This window comes from Prosthecomicrobium sp. N25 (genome assembly GCF_037203705.1).
In the GTDB taxonomy this organism is placed as follows: domain Bacteria; phylum Pseudomonadota; class Alphaproteobacteria; order Rhizobiales; family Ancalomicrobiaceae; genus Prosthecodimorpha.
The window spans coordinates 388,477-403,386 of sequence record NZ_JBBCAT010000003.1; the positions used below are offsets into that span (position 1 = coordinate 388,477).

Annotated in this window: 16 protein-coding genes; 8 read left to right on the plus strand and 8 right to left on the minus strand. The window is 71.6% G+C overall.

What is annotated here, in order from left to right:
• Positions 1–101: 101 nt before the first annotated feature.
• Entirely contained in the window at positions 102–1,145 is a 1,044-nt protein-coding gene (gene epmA, locus WBG79_RS21005; protein ID WP_337359182.1) for an EF-P lysine aminoacylase EpmA, read from the plus strand.
• A gap of 14 nt (positions 1,146–1,159) precedes the next feature.
• Here the strand turns inward: epmA and WBG79_RS21010 are convergent, their stop codons facing one another.
• The 5 genes from WBG79_RS21010 to petA all read right to left on the minus strand — a co-directional run bounded on the left by WBG79_RS21010 (position 1,160) and on the right by petA (position 5,583).
• On the minus strand, positions 1,160–1,708 hold the full coding sequence (locus tag WBG79_RS21010) for an adenine phosphoribosyltransferase (RefSeq protein WP_337359183.1): 549 nt from the start codon (positions 1,706–1,708) through the stop codon (positions 1,160–1,162).
• A gap of 119 nt (positions 1,709–1,827) precedes the next feature.
• Positions 1,828–2,703 (minus strand): S-methyl-5'-thioadenosine phosphorylase, encoded by an 876-nt coding sequence (locus tag WBG79_RS21015; protein WP_337359184.1) that lies wholly within the window; start codon positions 2,701–2,703, stop codon positions 1,828–1,830.
• 159 nt (positions 2,704–2,862) lie between these two features.
• On the minus strand, positions 2,863–3,726 hold the full coding sequence (locus WBG79_RS21020; protein WP_337359185.1) for a cytochrome c1: 864 nt from the start codon (positions 3,724–3,726) through the stop codon (positions 2,863–2,865).
• A gap of 23 nt (positions 3,727–3,749) precedes the next feature.
• Complete coding sequence (locus WBG79_RS21025) at positions 3,750–5,021, minus strand: cytochrome b (protein WP_337359186.1); 1,272 nt, start codon at positions 5,019–5,021, stop codon at positions 3,750–3,752.
• Positions 5,022–5,046: 25 nt separating this feature from the next.
• Positions 5,047–5,583 (minus strand): ubiquinol-cytochrome c reductase iron-sulfur subunit, encoded by a 537-nt coding sequence (gene petA, locus WBG79_RS21030; RefSeq protein WP_337359187.1) that lies wholly within the window; start codon positions 5,581–5,583, stop codon positions 5,047–5,049.
• Between the two features lie 279 nt (positions 5,584–5,862).
• Between petA and WBG79_RS21035 the strand changes: the two genes are divergently transcribed.
• From WBG79_RS21035 to WBG79_RS21045, 3 genes are all read left to right on the plus strand, one after another.
• Entirely contained in the window at positions 5,863–6,381 is a 519-nt protein-coding gene (locus WBG79_RS21035; RefSeq protein WP_337359188.1) for a tRNA (cytidine(34)-2'-O)-methyltransferase, read from the plus strand.
• A 60-nt stretch (positions 6,382–6,441) separates the two neighbouring features.
• Positions 6,442–7,329 carry an oxygen-dependent coproporphyrinogen oxidase gene (gene hemF, locus WBG79_RS21040; protein WP_337359189.1) on the plus strand — a complete coding sequence of 296 codons (888 nt, stop codon included), beginning with the start codon at positions 6,442–6,444 and terminating at the stop codon, positions 7,327–7,329.
• A gap of 67 nt (positions 7,330–7,396) precedes the next feature.
• Positions 7,397–7,624, plus strand: a complete 228-nt coding sequence (locus tag WBG79_RS21045; protein WP_337359190.1) for a YodC family protein — start codon at positions 7,397–7,399, stop codon at positions 7,622–7,624.
• A gap of 34 nt (positions 7,625–7,658) precedes the next feature.
• Here the strand turns inward: WBG79_RS21045 and WBG79_RS21050 are convergent, their stop codons facing one another.
• Positions 7,659–8,135 carry a YbaK/EbsC family protein gene (locus WBG79_RS21050; RefSeq protein ID WP_337359191.1) on the minus strand — a complete coding sequence of 159 codons (477 nt, stop codon included), beginning with the start codon at positions 8,133–8,135 and terminating at the stop codon, positions 7,659–7,661.
• Positions 8,136–8,290: 155 nt separating this feature from the next.
• Here WBG79_RS21050 and WBG79_RS21055 point away from each other — a divergent pair, with 155 nt between their 5' ends.
• A complete protein-coding gene (locus WBG79_RS21055) occupies positions 8,291–8,884 on the plus strand; it encodes a hypothetical protein (RefSeq protein WP_337359192.1) in 594 nt (197 codons plus the stop codon).
• Positions 8,885–8,887: 3 nt separating this feature from the next.
• Here WBG79_RS21055 and WBG79_RS21060 read toward each other — a convergent pair whose 3' ends face one another.
• On the minus strand, positions 8,888–9,787 hold the full coding sequence (locus WBG79_RS21060) for a metallophosphoesterase family protein (protein WP_443147499.1): 900 nt from the start codon (positions 9,785–9,787) through the stop codon (positions 8,888–8,890).
• 455 nt (positions 9,788–10,242) lie between these two features.
• Here WBG79_RS21060 and WBG79_RS21065 point away from each other — a divergent pair, with 455 nt between their 5' ends.
• The 3 genes from WBG79_RS21065 (at position 10,243) to WBG79_RS21075 (ending at position 12,763) form a co-directional block, all read left to right on the plus strand.
• Positions 10,243–10,710 carry an NUDIX domain-containing protein gene (locus WBG79_RS21065; protein ID WP_337359194.1) on the plus strand — a complete coding sequence of 156 codons (468 nt, stop codon included), beginning with the start codon at positions 10,243–10,245 and terminating at the stop codon, positions 10,708–10,710.
• 70 nt (positions 10,711–10,780) lie between these two features.
• Positions 10,781–11,995 (plus strand): MFS transporter, encoded by a 1,215-nt coding sequence (locus tag WBG79_RS21070; RefSeq protein WP_337359195.1) that lies wholly within the window; start codon positions 10,781–10,783, stop codon positions 11,993–11,995.
• Between the two features lie 264 nt (positions 11,996–12,259).
• The gene (locus WBG79_RS21075; RefSeq protein ID WP_337359196.1) at positions 12,260–12,763 is read left to right on the plus strand and encodes a GNAT family N-acetyltransferase; all 504 of its coding nucleotides are present in this window, start codon (positions 12,260–12,262) and stop codon (positions 12,761–12,763) included.
• A gap of 59 nt (positions 12,764–12,822) precedes the next feature.
• Here the strand turns inward: WBG79_RS21075 and WBG79_RS21080 are convergent, their stop codons facing one another.
• Positions 12,823–14,898, minus strand: a complete 2,076-nt coding sequence (locus WBG79_RS21080; RefSeq protein WP_337359197.1) for a hypothetical protein — start codon at positions 14,896–14,898, stop codon at positions 12,823–12,825.
• Positions 14,899–14,910 lie beyond the last annotated feature (12 nt).

The window sequence follows — 14,910 nt, forward strand, 5'->3', positions numbered from 1 at the left end:
TTTGAGCGTGGCGAAAAGGGGTGCTAACCCGGGCACGCGCGAGCGGCGGGTTCGTTCGGGCGTCTCTGTGCCATCTTGAGCGCCGGAAGGGAAGTGGGTCCATGCAGGAAGCCTCGCCTTGGTGGTCGAAGTCGCGCCATGCCGACCGCCGCCCCTGGCTCGCCGCCCGCGCCCGCATCCGCCGCGCGGTGGCCGCCTGGTTCGAGGCGGACGGCTTCACGGAGGTCGAGTGCCCGGCCCTGCAGGTCTCCCCCGGCAACGAGGCGCACCTGCACGCCTTCGAGACGGACGTCTTCGGTCCGGACGGGATCGCGCGGCGGCGCTACCTGCACACCTCACCCGAATTCTCGATGAAGAAGCTGCTCGCCGCCGGCGAGCGCCGCATCTTCGATTTCGCCCGCGTCTACCGGAACCGCGAGCGCACGGCCCTGCACCACCCCGAGTTCACCCTGCTCGAATGGTACCGCGCCGGGGAGCCCTACGAGCGCCTCATGCAGGACTGCGCTGCCCTGCTGACCCTGGCGTCAGAGACCGCCGGCACGCGCCTGTGGCGCTGGCGCGGTCGCGAGGCCGACCCCTGCGCGGCCCCCGAGCGGCTGACCGTCGCCGACGCCTTCCGGCGCTTCGCCGGGCTCGACCTGCTGGCGACGCTCGGCGCCGACGGCACGCCCGACCGCGAGCGCCTCGCCGCCGCGGCCCGCGCAGCCGGCCACCGCATCGCCGACGACGACACGTGGACGGACGTCTATTCCCGCATCCTCGTCGACCGCGTCGAGCCGAACCTCGGCCTCGGCCGGGCGACCGTCCTGTACGAGTATCCCGCCTGCGAGGCCGCCCTGTCGCGCCGCACGCCACGAGATCCCCGCGTCGCCGAGCGCTTCGAGCTCTACATCTGCGGCGTCGAACTCGCCAACGCTTTCGGCGAGCTGACCGACCCGGTCGAGCAGCGCCGCCGCTTCGAGGAGGAGATGGCCGAGAAGGAGCGGGTCTACGGCGAGCGCTACCCGATCGACGAGGATTTCCTGTCCGCGCTCGCCGTCATGCCCGAGGCGAGCGGCATCGCCCTCGGCTTCGACCGCCTCGTCATGCTGGCGACCGGCGCGCCGCGCATCGACGACGTCCTGTGGGTGCCGGTGGAAGGCTGAGCCCCGAGGGCGGCCTAGTGGCCCGCGAAGGCCACCAGCGTGCGCACGTCCACGCCCATCTCCCTCAGCCTGTCGGCCCCGCCGAGGTCCGGCAGGTCCACCACGAAGCAGGCGGCGACCACCTCCGCGCCGATGTTGCGCAGGAGCTGGACGGCCGCGCAGGCCGTCCCGCCCGTCGCGATCAGGTCGTCGACCAGGATGACCCGCTCGCCGGCCGGCACCGCGTCTTCGTGCACCTCCATCTCGTCCAGCCCGTATTCCAGCGAGTAGGCGATGCGCACGGTCGTGTGGGGCAGCTTGCCCTTCTTGCGGATCGGCACGAAGCCGGCCGAAAGCTGATGAGCCACCGCGCCCCCGAGGATGAAGCCGCGCGCCTCGATCCCCGCGATCTTGTCGATCTTGCCCCCGGCCCAAGGCGCCACGAGCTGGTCGACCGTGCGGCGGAACGCCCGCGCATCGCCCAGCAGCGTGGTGATGTCCCGGAACAGGATGCCGGGCTTCGGATAATCCGGGATGGTCCGGATGGCGTCGGCGAGCGTGCGGTCGGGAAAGGCGTCGGGCATGGATCGGTGTTCCCAGGTCGAGGCGGGCCGGCCTCCGGCGGCGTCATACTGGGGGGCCGCATCCCGGCTGGCAACCCGGTCGCCGGACCGGCACGAGAGCCAGGCGCAGTCGCCCCCGCTCACCCGCCGAGCACGCGGCCCGCGACGGCGTCGAGCTTGGCGATGAGGGCCGGATCGCGCATCGCCGGGGCGGTCATCACCGCATGGTCCAGGGCGCGGTCGGCCCCGATGGGGCAGGCCGGATGCTCGGCCGGGAAGTCGGCGGCGAAGCGGGCGACCAGCCGGCGGGCCCGGTCGGCGTTGTCGAGCAGCACGCGGATCACCTGTGCGACGTCCACGTGGTCGTGTTCCGGATGCCAGCAGTCGTAGTCCGTCACCATGGCGACGGTCGCGTAGGGAATCTCGGCCTCGCGCGCCAGCTTGGCCTCCGGCATGTTGGTCATGCCGATCACGTCGAAGCCCTGCGCCTTGTAGGCCCGGCTCTCGGCGAGCGTGGAGAACTGCGGGCCCTCCATGCACACGTAGGTGCCGCCGCGCACCACGGCGATCCCCTCGGCTTGCGCGGCGGCCGCGAGCCGGTCCATCAGGCCCGGGCTGGTCGGGTGCCCGAAGGCGACATGCGCCACGCAGCCCGCGCCGAAGAAGGACGAGGTCCGCCGGACCGTCCGGTCGACGAACTGGTCGATCAGCACGAAGGTGCCGGGCGTCAGGTCCTCGCGATAGGACCCGACCGCCGAGACCGACACGATGTCGGTCACCCCGGCCCGCTTCAGGGCGTCGATGTTGGCGCGGTAGTTGATGTCCGAGGGCGAGAAGCGGTGGCCGCGCCCGTGCCGCGGCAGGAACACGATCGGCCGCCCGCCGATCTCCGCATGCAGGAGCTCGTCCGTGGGCTCGCCCCAAGGGCTCTCCACCCGCCGCCAGGCCGCGCCCGTGAGGCCGGGCAGGTCGTAGAGCCCGGACCCGCCGATGATGCCGATGACCGCCTTCGCCATGACCTTTCCGCCCCGCGCTCGATAAACCTGCGCCAGTCTGGCGATTCTGGAGCCGGACGCAATCCGCCGGCGCCGCGGGACCGATCGCCCGAAAGAGAACCGCCCCGCCCGGAGGTCCGGACGGGGCGGCGGAATCCCGTGCCTCGGCGGCGACGTCGCTCAGTGGGCGACGTCGGCCCAGACCTTGCGCTTGGTGAACCAGAGAAGCCCGGCGAAGACGATCAGGAAGGCCATCGCCTTGAAGCCCGTGTGCTTGCGCTCCTCGAGCTTCGGCTCGGCCGCCCACATCATGAAGCTGGAGACGTCCTTGGCGTAGTTCGTCAGCGTAGCGGGCGTCCCGTCGGTGTACTCGACCTGGCCATCCTGGATCGGCTGTGACATGGCGATGCAGGTGCCCGCCAGGAAGGCCGAGTTGTAGTTGAGGCCAGGGGCGCAGGTCACCCCGTTCGGCGGCTCGTGGTAGCCGTTCAGGAGCGCGTAGATGTAGTCCGGCCCGCTCTCCTGGTACTGCGTGAAGATGTCGAACAGGAACCAGGGGAAGCCGCGGTGCGCCGCGCGCGCCTTGGCCATCAGCGACAGGTCCGGCGGCAGCGCGCCGCCGTTGGCGACCCGCGCCGCGGCGTCGTTCGCGAACGGCGACGGGAAGCGGTCCGAGAGCCGGCCGGGGCGCTCGAACATCTCGCCCTCGTCGTTCGGGCCGTCCTTCACCTTGTACTCGGCCGCGATCGCCTTCGCCTCCTCCTCGGTGAACTCCGGTCCGCCCGGCTGCGCCAGGTTGCGGAAGGACACGAACTTCATCGAGTGGCAGGCCGAGCAGACCTCCTTGTAGACCTTGTAGCCGCGCTGGAGCTGACCCCGGTCGAACTTGCCGAACGGACCCGCGAAGGTCCAGGACTGCTTCTCGATGTGGGGCACCTCGCCGGCCGCCAGGGCCGCCGTGGAGCCGGCGAGCCCGACCGCCGCCGCGACGAGCAGGCCGCGGCCGAGGCGGGCGATCCGGTTACCCTTCATGACGCTTTCCATGATGTCTCTCCGGTTCGCCCGTTTCAGCCCTTGCGCTCGGGAGCGGCGACGGCGCCTTGCGGCATGCCCCCACCGTTCTTGGCGAGCACCGCCTCCGAGATCGAGGCCGGCAGCGGCTTAGGCGTCTCGAAGAGGCCGAGCAGCGGCAGGATCACGAGGAAGTGGAGGAAGTAGTAGAAGGTGAGCACCCGCGCCCAGATCACGTAGGTTCCTTCCGCCGGCAGCGAGCCCAGGTAGCCGAGGCCGACGCAGACCGCCGCGAACACCCAGAAGAACTGCTTGAACAGCGGCCGGAAGGCGCCGGACTTGACCCGCGAGGTGTCGAGCCAGGGCACGATGAACATCACCGCGATGGCGCCGAACATCAGGAGCACGCCGCCGAGCTTGGACGGCACCGCGCGCAGGATGGCGTAGAAGGGCAGGAAGTACCACTCCGGCACGATATGAGCCGGGGTGACCAGCGAGTTGGCTTCCGTGTAGTTGTCCGGGTGCCCGAGATAGTTCGGCACGTAGAACATGAACCACGAAAAGACGATCAGGAACATCACGATCGCGAAGGTGTCCTTCAGCGTCGCATAGGGCGTGAACGGCACGGTATCCTGCGTCGACTTCACTTCCACGCCGGCCGGATTGTTCTGGCCGACCACGTGCAGCGCCCAGATGTGCAGGACGACCACGCCCACGATCACGAAGGGCAGAAGGTAGTGGAGCGAGAAGAAGCGGTTCAGCGTCGGGTTGTCGACCGAGAAGCCGCCCCACAGCCAGGTGACGATCGGCTCGCCGACGAGCGGGAAGGCCGAGAAGAGGTTCGTGATGACCGTCGCGCCCCAGAAGCTCATCTGGCCCCAGGGCAGCACGTAGCCCATGAAGGCGGTCGCCATCATGAGGAGGAAGATCAGCACGCCCAGGATCCACAGCACCTCGCGCGGCTCCTTGTAGGAGCCGTAGTAGAAGCCGCGGAACATGTGGATGTAGACGGCGATGAAGAACATCGACGCGCCGTTGGCATGCATGTAGCGCATCAGCCAACCCCAGTTGACGTCGCGCATGATGTGCTCGACGGACGCGAAGGCCATCGAGGTGTGGGGCGTGTAGTGCATCACCAGCACGATGCCGGTCACGAGCTGGCACACCAGCATGACCATCAGGATCGCGCCGAAGGTCCAGAAGTAGTTGAGGTTCTTCGGGACCGGATAGGCGACCGCCTGCCCGTGCATCATGCTGATGATCGGCAGCCGACGCTCCAGCCAGCGCGTGAACCCGTTCGTGGGCGTATAGGTCGAATGACCCTGCATGATCTCGTCTCCTCGGGGCCGGCGATCAGCCGATCTTCACGACCTTGTCGGACAGGAACTCGTAGGTGGGGACGGCCAGGTTGAGCGGCGCCGGGCCCTTCCGGATGCGGCCGGAGGTGTCGTAGTGCGACCCGTGGCAGGGGCAGAACCAGCCGTCGTAGTCGCCCCGGGCGCCCGCGGTGCCGAGCGGCACGCAACCGAGATGAGTGCACACGCCGACGACGACCAGCCAGTTGTCGTGCCCGGGCTTGACACGTTCCTGGTCGGGCTTCGGGTCCGGCAGGGAGTTGACCGGCACGGCGCGCGCCTCGTCGATCTCCTTCTGCGTCCGGTTGCGGATGAAGACCGGCTTGCCGCGCCATTTCACGGTGACGATCTGGCCCGGCTGGATGGCCGAGATGTCCACTTCGGTCGAGGCCAGCGCCAGCGCCGAGGCGTCCGGGTTCATCTGATCGATGAACGGCCAGGCGAGGCTGCCGGCGCCGATGACGCCCATCGCGCCCGTGGCGATGTACAGGAAGTCGCGGCGGGTCGGTTCTTCTGCCGTAGCGGTAGTAGCCAAGATCGGATCCTCTCGAACTGTCGGCCGGTCGCCGTCTCCGACCGCCGGCACGGGCGCTCGGAGCGCGCAGGCTGGACTTGAGAGCGGGTCTTGCGGGGGCGTGCCCGACGAAGAGGCACCGGGCGCACCCTTCGCCGGTCGCGCGGTGTTTTACAACAGTTCCGCCGATTGTCCAGCGCGCCTAAAGATGGAAGCGCCGGGATTTTCGGCGAGATCGCCGCACTGCAACATCCTGATGACAATGCTGACTATTCTGTCGCCGACCAAAGGGAAAGCCGAATGCCGGAAGAGCCTCTCCGAGCCCCCCTCGGGATCGTCCTCTACGAGCCCGACATCCCCCAGAACACCGGCACGATCCTGCGCACCGCGGCCTGCCTCGGGGTCACCGTGGAGCTGGTGGAGCCGGCCGGATTCGCGCTCACCGACAAGGGCTTGCGCCGGGCCGGCCTCGACTACCTGCCGGCCGCGCTGTGGACCCGGCACGCGAGTTTCGCGGCCTTCGAGGCCTGGCGCGCGGGCACCGGCCGCCGGCTCGTCCTCCTCACCACCCGCGGCGACCTGGCCTATACCGCCTTCGCATACCGGCCCGGCGACCTCCTCATGGTCGGCCGCGAATCGGCCGGCGTGCCCGACGCCGTCCACGCCCGCGCGGACGCCCGCGTGGCCGTCCCCATGCGGCCCGGCATGCGCTCGCTGAACGTGGCGGTCGCCGCCGCCATGGTGCTCGGCGAGGCCCTGCGCCAGCTCGGCCCCGTCTGTCCGCCGCCCGGTGCGACCTCGACTGACAACGCCGCATGACATCCGCCGCGGCTTGGCGCTAGACTGCCCGTCCCGCACGCAAACTCGCGAGCCCCGACCATGACCCTTCCCGCCGACCTCGAAGCGCGCAAGTCCGAGGCCCGCGCCTGGTTCGAGACCCTGCGCGACCGGATCTGCGCCGCCTTCGAGGCCCTGGAGAACGACATCGCGGGCCCGCTGGCCTGCGGCGAGCCGGGCCGCTTCGAGCGGACGCCCTGGAGCCGGTCCGACCACACCGGCGCGGACGGCGGCGGCGGCGTGATGGCCATCCTCAAGGGCCGCGTCTTCGAGAAGGTCGGCGTCCACGTCTCGACCGTGCACGGCGAGTTCAGCCCCGAGTTCCGCGGCCAGATTCCGGGCGCCGACGAGGACCCGCGCTTCTGGGCGAGCGGGATCTCGCTCATCGCCCACCTGCAGAACCCGAACGTGCCGGCCGTCCACATGAACACCCGCATGGTCGTCACCACGCGCCAGTGGTTCGGCGGCGGCGCCGACCTGACCCCGGTCCTCGCGCGCCGACGCACCCAGGAGGACCCCGACACGGTCGCGTTCCACGCCGCCATGCGGGCCGCCTGCGAGGCGCACGCGGTCGCCGACTATCCGCGCTACAAGGCGTGGTGCGACGAATACTTCTTCCTGAAGCACAGGAACGAGATGCGCGGCATCGGCGGCATCTTCTACGACTACCTGAATTCCGGAGACTGGTCGGCCGACTTCGCCTTCACGCGTGCCGTCGGCGAAGCCTTCCTGGGCATCTATCCGGAGCTCGTCCGCCGCAACTACGAGATGCCCTGGTCGGGAGCCGACCGCGACGAGCAGCTCGTCCGTCGCGGCCGCTACGTCGAGTTCAACCTCCTCTACGACCGCGGCACCATCTTCGGCCTGAAGACCGGCGGCAACGTCGACTCGATCCTCTCCTCCATGCCCCCCGTGGTGAAGTGGCCCTGAAGGCCTCGAACAAAGCGTCGCGCCTGCCGGTTAGACCCGCCTCACCAGACACGGGGAGGGTGCCCCAATGGCCGCAGCGAGCATAGAACCCGGCGATGTCGTCATGCTGAAGTCGGGCGGGCCGGCGATGACGGTCATCGAGGTCGCCGACAACATCGTGACCTGCCTCTGGTACGCCGACGGCGAGGAGGTCCTCCGCACGAGCTCCGTCCCCGTGATCGCCCTGACGGCCGTCGAGCACGACGACGCGGTCGAGGACGAGGACGAGGATATCGAGGAAGAAGAGGACGATTGAGCCGTCGCGGCCTCGCCGGCCCCGCGCCCCTGGCTCAGACGAGGTCGATCGGCTCCGCCCCGATCCGGCCGGCCAGGTCCCGCGGGTCGACCGAGAAGACGGCGTGCGGCGTGCCCGCCGCCGCCCAGACCCGGTCGTGGGCGAGAAGGGCCCGGTCGATCCGGGTGGCGAGCGGCGTGGCGTGGCCGAACGGGGCCACGCCGCCGATCGCGAACCCGGTCACCTCCCGCACGAAGCGCGCATCCGGCCGGTCCACCGCCTCGCCGAGGTCCCGCGCGACCGCCTCCTCGTCGACCCGGTTCACGCCGGAGACGAGCATCAGGATGGGCCGCCGGCTCTCCCGACCGACGAAGACCAGCGACTTGACGATGGCCCCGACCGGACAGCCGCAGGCCGCCGCGGCCTCCTCGGCGGTCCGCGTCGAGTCCGGCATGGTCACGATCTCGATCGGCAGGCCCAGCGCCTCCGCGGCCGCCCTCACCCGCTCCAGTCCCGACGTCTTCCCGGCCATGCGCGCGCCCTCGGTTGCGAAACCGTGCCCGGGGGCACGGCATTTGCTAAAGAGTGGTGAAGACGAAGTCGCGCGATCCCGCAATGGGAATCGCGGTCCATGGCGGGACGGAGCGCCTCGAAACGGGACCCTTGTCGACGTATGGAGTGGCGAGGATGAGCGATCGGACGCCGGGCCGGAAGCCGGCCGGCAACGTGAGGAGCCTGCAGGAGGCCATCCGCCGCATGCGCATGGTCTCCACCGAGCGGGCCGACGGCATCGCCGACCTGCAGGCTGCCGAACGGGCGCGCCTGGAGATGCTCGCCGAGGAACTGGCCGACGTCTTCAAGGCCGTCCCGTCCGAGACGGACATCTTCGCCTTCTCGGTGTCGGGCGGCGAGCCGCCCCGCCTCTGGATCGACATGACGAGCCATGTCGCCATGGGCCGCGACCGGAGGACCTACCGGTTCCTGAAGGACACCCGCCTCGGCCGGACCGTCCTCCGCGAGACCGACAGCCTCGACGCCATGGCGGATTGCATCACCGACTATGTCGCCGAGCGCGTCATCGAGCGCGAGAAGGCGCTGGAGGCCGACTGGCTCCTCGCCCGCGGGCCGCGCCCGGAGACCACGACCGCGGCGGCGGCCTCCGGGGCCACGCGACCGCCGGCCGGCCGCACGCGCTGGCGCGTTCTCGCCGCCTTCGCGCTCGGCGTCGTCACCGGCGCGGTCGGGCTCTTCGCCTGGGCCGCCTCGAAGGGCGGCCTGTGACCGTCAGAGAAGGATTTCGCGCCGGGTGAGCTCGGCCGCCCCTGTCGCCGCGAGGCCGAAGCCCCGCTCCACGTGCGTGAGCTTCCACGCCCCGGGGCCGCCCTCGACGATGAAATGGTTCCAGCCCGCCCCCCGCTTGCCGCCGCCCGCGCCCGGCTGCGCCGAGGCCGAGGTCACGCCCACGACCGGCACCGGCCGGTTCGGCCCGGCGATCTCCTCGCGGCTCCAGCGATGGATGTGGCCGTGCAGGACGAGCTCGGCGCCGGCCTCGCGGATCACGCGCCGGAAGCGCTCCGCCCCGATCAGCCGCGCCGCCCAGGGGGCGACCCCGCGGACGGGGGGATGGTGGATCATCACCACCCGGAAGAAGCCCTGCGCCTTCTCGTGCGCGAGGATCTCGGCGAGCCGCATGCCCTGGCCGACTTCGAACGTGCCGGTCGCCATGAAGGGACCGGTCGCCTTGGCGGACGAAACCCCGATGAAGGCCACCGGCCCGCGGCGGCGGACGAAGGGGAAGCGCACGTGCTCCGCCCCGTCGCCGCACAGGAACGGCGCCCAGGCCTCCGTCGACCGGCGCAGCGAGGTCCGCACGTAGGCGTCGTGGTTGCCCGGCACCACCGAGACGTCGTGCGGAGCGCCGATGCTCGCCAGCCAGGACTTGGCGACGACCAGCTCGGCCTCGAGCGCGATGTTGACGATGTCGCCGGTGACGCAGACGTGCCCCGGCCGGTGCGCCTGGATGTCGGCCACCAGGGCATCGAGCACGGCGGGGCGCATGGCGCCGCGACCGCGGTTGAGCCGCCAATTGAGGTAGCCCAGCATGCGCTTCGACATGAGCTCCGACAGGCGGGGCTCCGGAAGCGGGCCGAGGTGAGGGTCCGAGAGGTGGGCGAAGGAATACATGCGGTGGGGGATAGCCAAGAGCATGCCGAACGTCCAGTGAGGCCCGTTCGATCCCTGCCGGGAAAAATTTCCTCGCCGCCTTCCGGCCCGTCTTCAGGCCCAGTCGTAGTTCCGCAAGGCCGCGGTGCGGCGGACGGGAACCGGCTCCAGGGCGGGCGCCCAGAGGAAACGATGCGAGACCAGGAGCTTGCGGACGGCCTTCAACATGGCGAGCCTCGACGTGAGCTGTGCGCCGCCCGCGCGGACTGGCCCGCGGGCCGGCGCCGGGACGTCCATCGCCCCGCACCGGATACGGGCACCACCCTGCGCCCGTCAGGTTACGAAATAGGCAATCGCCTCGCGAATAGCCAAGGCTATGCTTGCCGGTGGGCCATGCGTCCGGCACATACCGGCGGGCGCGGTTAAGCTTCGGCAACGGTACGCCCGCCCTTTCGCCGGATCGCGGAAAGACTTCGATGACCCTTCTCGCCCGCCTGAAGCCGCTCGTCCGCCGAACCGTCACGGCCGCGGCCCTCCTGCGCCGTCCCATGAGCCTCGGCGTGCGGGTCTTCCTGGCCGAGGAGGGGCGGGTCTTCCTGGTCCGCCACACCTACCTGCCCGGCTGGTACCTGCCGGGCGGCGGCGTCGACGCGGGCGAGACGGCCGCCGAGGCAGCCCGCCGCGAACTGGCCGAGGAGGGCGGGCTGGGCGTCGAGGACCTCGATCTCTTCGGCCTCTACCTGAACCGCCGCGCCTCGCGGCGCGACCATGTCGCCCTCTTCGTCGGCTCCGGGATCGAGCCGCTTCCGCCCCGCCCCCGCGACCGGGAGATCGCCGAGACCGGCTTCTTCCCGCTCGAGGCCCTGCCGGCGGACACGACCGGCGCGACCCGGCGGCGCATCGCCGAGATCCTCGAGGGGCGCCGGCCGGACCCGCTCTGGTGACGAAGCCGCCGTTGGCCCCCCGGCCTCGGCGGTCTAGACTGCAGCCCCGCCCCCCCCGCGATCCGCCCCGATGCCCCTCCCCCGCCCTTCGTCCCTGGAGCCGGTCCGCCTGGTCGGCGTGCTGGCCTTCACGCAGATCGTCGGCTGGGGCACGACCTTCGACCTGCCCGGCGTGCTCGGCCGGGTCATGGCCCGCGACCTCGGGCTGGCCAACGAGTGGGTCTTCGGCTGCCTCACCCTGATGATGCTGACCGGCGCCGCCACCGCGCCCGCGATCGGCACCCTGCTCGACAGGATCGGCGCCGCCCGCGTCCTCACGGCCGGCTCGCTGCTGATCGCCGCGGGGCTCGCCACGCTCGCGGTCGCGAACGGCATCGTCCTCCTTTACCTCGCCTGGCTCCTCGTCGGCGTCGGCGGATCCGCCGGCCTGTCCCTCGCCGCCTACGCGGCCATCGTGGAGCGGCGCGGGGCCGGGTCGAAGCGCACGATCGGGACGCTCCTGCTCTTCACCGGGCTCTCCTCGGCGATCTGCTGGCCGATCCTGTCGGCCCTGGAGGCGAGCCTCGGCTGGCGCGGCGCCTGCCTGTGCGGCGCTGCCGTCCATCTTCTCGTCTGCGCCCCGCTGCACTTCCTCGTCCTGCCCCCGGCGCGCAACCGCACCGGCCCGACGATCGGCACCGGAGCGGCCGGCCCGCCCGCCCTGACCACCCGCGAGCGGCGCGCCGCCTTCGCGCTGATCGCCGTGGCCACGACCCTGACCACCTTCGTCGGCTTCGGCATCGCGCCCGTAATGATCGAGCTCCTGGAGCGCTCCGGCACGGCCGCCACGATGGCGCTCTGGTTCGCCTCCCTGCGCAACGTCTGCGGGACCGCCGCCCGCCTCGCCGACACCGCCCTCGGCGGCCGGTCGAGCGCGGTCACCACCGGGATCGCCAGCTGCGCCATGGTGCTGACCGGCGTCGCGGCTCTCGCCCTCGGAGGCTCGCCGGTGCTCGTCGTCGCCTTCGTGGTGCTCTACGGCTTCGGCGCCGGCGTCGCCACGCTGGCCCGCGCCCTGCTGCCGCTCGGCTTCTTCGCCGCGGCCGACTATGCGCGGCTGTCGAGCCGCCTAGCCCTGCCGCAGAACCTCGCCAACGCGGCCGCCCCCCTGGTCTTCACCGCCCTCCTCGACCGCATCGGGCCGGGGGCGGTCCTCGCCCTGGTAGCGCTCGCGACCGTGGTGGCCCTCGCCTGCCTGGTCGGGCTCCGCCACCTGGAGCGGCCGCGGGCGCCGGCCGTGGCCTGACCGCCTCGACCGACCTCGGCGATGGTCGGGCACGGCGCACCGCGCCTTGCGCGCCGCCGCGGCTCGTGTTAGCGGACAAGCCCTTCGAGGATCGACGCATGACGCGGCCGTTCATTCGGCGACGACGAGGCGAGCGACGTGGCCCTGCCCACGCTGCCCGCCTGCGCGCGCCTCGCTGACCGGCCGTCCTCCCCAGACGCGAGCCCAGGTCCCGATCGCCGCGCTAGGCTCCGAGCAACCGAGCCATACCGCGGATCCATGGACATGCACGCGCCGCTCTACCTGATCCGGCCGGAGGTCGCCTCCGACGACGCCGAGATCGAAGCCCTCCACGACCTCGCCTTCGGTCCCGGCCGCTTCGCCCGCACCGCCCACCGGCTGCGCGAGGGCGTGCCGCACGACCCCGACCTCTCGCTCGTCGCTCTCTTCGGCCACCGTCTCGGCGGCTCCGTGCGGCTGACGCCGATCCGGATCGGCGACGAGCCGGCCCTCCTCCTCGGGCCCCTGGCCGTCCACCCGGATTTCGGCAACCGGGGCGCCGGCCGGGCGCTCGTCCGCGCCTCGCTCGACGAGGCGCGGCGGCGCGGTCACCGGATGGTCCTTCTGGTCGGCGACGAGCCCTATTACGGCCCCCTCGGCTTCCGCCACGTGCCGCCGGCGAGAGTGCAGCTCCCGGGCCCGGTCGACCCGAAGCGGGTCCTGATCGCCGAACTCGTCCCCGGCGCCTACGAGGCCGCCCAGGGGCTCGCGAAGAACTGGCGCTGGTAGACCGCGCGGTCCGTGCGGGGGCATCGCTTCGGCGGCCCCTCGCGCGGGCGCCGCCCGCCTTAACGCCCCTCGCGCCACCACATCAGCGAGACCGCGCCGAGCAGGAGTGCGAGGCCGAGGAGACCGGCAAACAGGCCGTAGCGGTCGACACCCTTGAGGACGCTCGCGTCGGTGGTCTTCAGGCCGATCCAGTCCGATCCCGCCATGGTCACGCCCGCCCTGAGCGGCAGGATGCGCGGCGTCGCGAAGGTCTCGTTCTGCACCAGCCGCCGCGCGCTGCCCCCGCTCGCCTGCGTGATCGCCTCGGTGGGCTTCGCGGAGGACAGGACCTCGGTGAACTCGCGCGGGTTCGGCGGGCCGATATGGGCGAGCGCGGTGCGCTCCCCGTCGGTCACCCGCCAGAGCCCGAGTTCGCGCGCCGGCACCTGCGCCCGCCAGAGCCCCGGCTCGGACTGCTCCAGCTTGGCCGGGATCGTCTCGCCGGTCGGCTTGGTGATGGTCACGGGCTTCACGTCGACGCCGAGCGTCTGGCGCTCGACGACGAGGTCGCGGCCGCGCTGGACGAGCCGGAGCGCCTCCTCCTCGAGGTCGGGTTCCTTCATGAGCCAGTGCGCCAGGCGCCGGAGCAGCAGTCCGTGCGGCCCGCCGCCCTCGTAGCCGCGCGCCCAGAGCCAGACGTGGTCGGAGAGCAGCAGCCCCACCCGACCGGCGCCCTCGCGCGACAGGATCAGCGCCGGCTTGTCGTTGACCCCCGTCATCACCGTGGTGCCGCTCGACGGCGTCGACTCGATGAGGCGGAACCAGCGGCTCCACTGGGGCGGGTCGGTCTGCGAGCCCGGCAGGGCGCGGGTCACCGGATGGCGCTGCCCGAGTTCGCTGATCTTCGGGTAGAAGGCCTCCTCGCGCACCGTGCCGTTCGGCTCCGCCGGCAGCACGCTGGCGAGCGGCGTGCGGAAGAGGCTCCCTGCCCCCGCCGGATCCGGCCCCGACGCCACCAGCACCGCCCCGCCCTCGCGCACGTACCGGGCGATGTTGTCGAAATAGATCGACGGCAGGATCCCGCGCCGCTGGTAGCGGTCGAAGATGATCAGGTCGAAGTCCTTGATCTTCTCCTGGAATAGCTCTCGCGTCGGGAAGGCGATCAGCGACAGCTCGTGGATCGGCGTGCCGTCCTGCTTCTCCGGCGGCCTCAGGATCGTGAAGTGGACGAGGTCCACCGAGGCGTCGGACTTCAGCAGGTTGCGCCAGGTCCGCTCGCCCGCGTGCGGCTCGCCGGAGACGAGCAGCACCCGCAGGTTCTCGCGGATGCCCTCGATGGTGGCGACCGCCCGGTTGTTGACTGCGGTCAGCTCGTTCGGCAGCGCCTCCGCCTCGATCTCCAGGATGTTGTCGCCGCCGTGCTTGATCTTCACCGACACGCGCGCGACCTCGCCCGGGGCGACCCGCTGCTCGGCCACCTGCTCACCGTCGCGGCGGACCGTGACGCGCACCCGCCCGCCCGGCGCGACCCCGGCGTCGATCACCCGGTACTGGATGACCTGGTCGGTGCCGACGAGCCCGAAGCGGGGCGCGTTGACCACCGCCACGCGGCGGTCGACCTCCTTGTCGCGCCCTGTCAGGAGCACATGGACGGGCGCGTCGAAGCCGAGCGCGGCCTTGTCGCGCGGCACGTCGTGGACCTGCCCGTCGGTGACCATCACGGCCCCGGCGACCCGGTCCGGCGGCACGTCCGAGAGCGCCTGGCCGAGCGCCTCGAAGAGCCGGGTGCCGTCGGCCCCGACCCCGTCGCGGTCCGCGCCGGCCTCGACCTCGCGGATCTCGAAGTTCTTCAGCTTGCCGATCTGCTGGGCGAGCTGCGCCCGCGCCCGCTCGGTCTCCGCCCGCCGGTCGCCGAGCGCCTGGCTCTGGCTCTTGTCGACCACGAGCGCGACCACGCTCGGCAGCGCCTCGCGGTCCTCCCGCTGCAGCACCGGGTTGAGGAGCGCCAGGACCAGGGCCGCGACCGCCGCCGCCCGGATCCACGACCCGCGGATGCCCGACCAGATCGCGAAGACCGCCAGCGCGCCGGCCGCCGCGCCGAGGAGCACGATCAGCCAGACGGGCAGGACGGGCGAGAAGTCCAGGGACCAGGTCATGCGTCAGTCGTC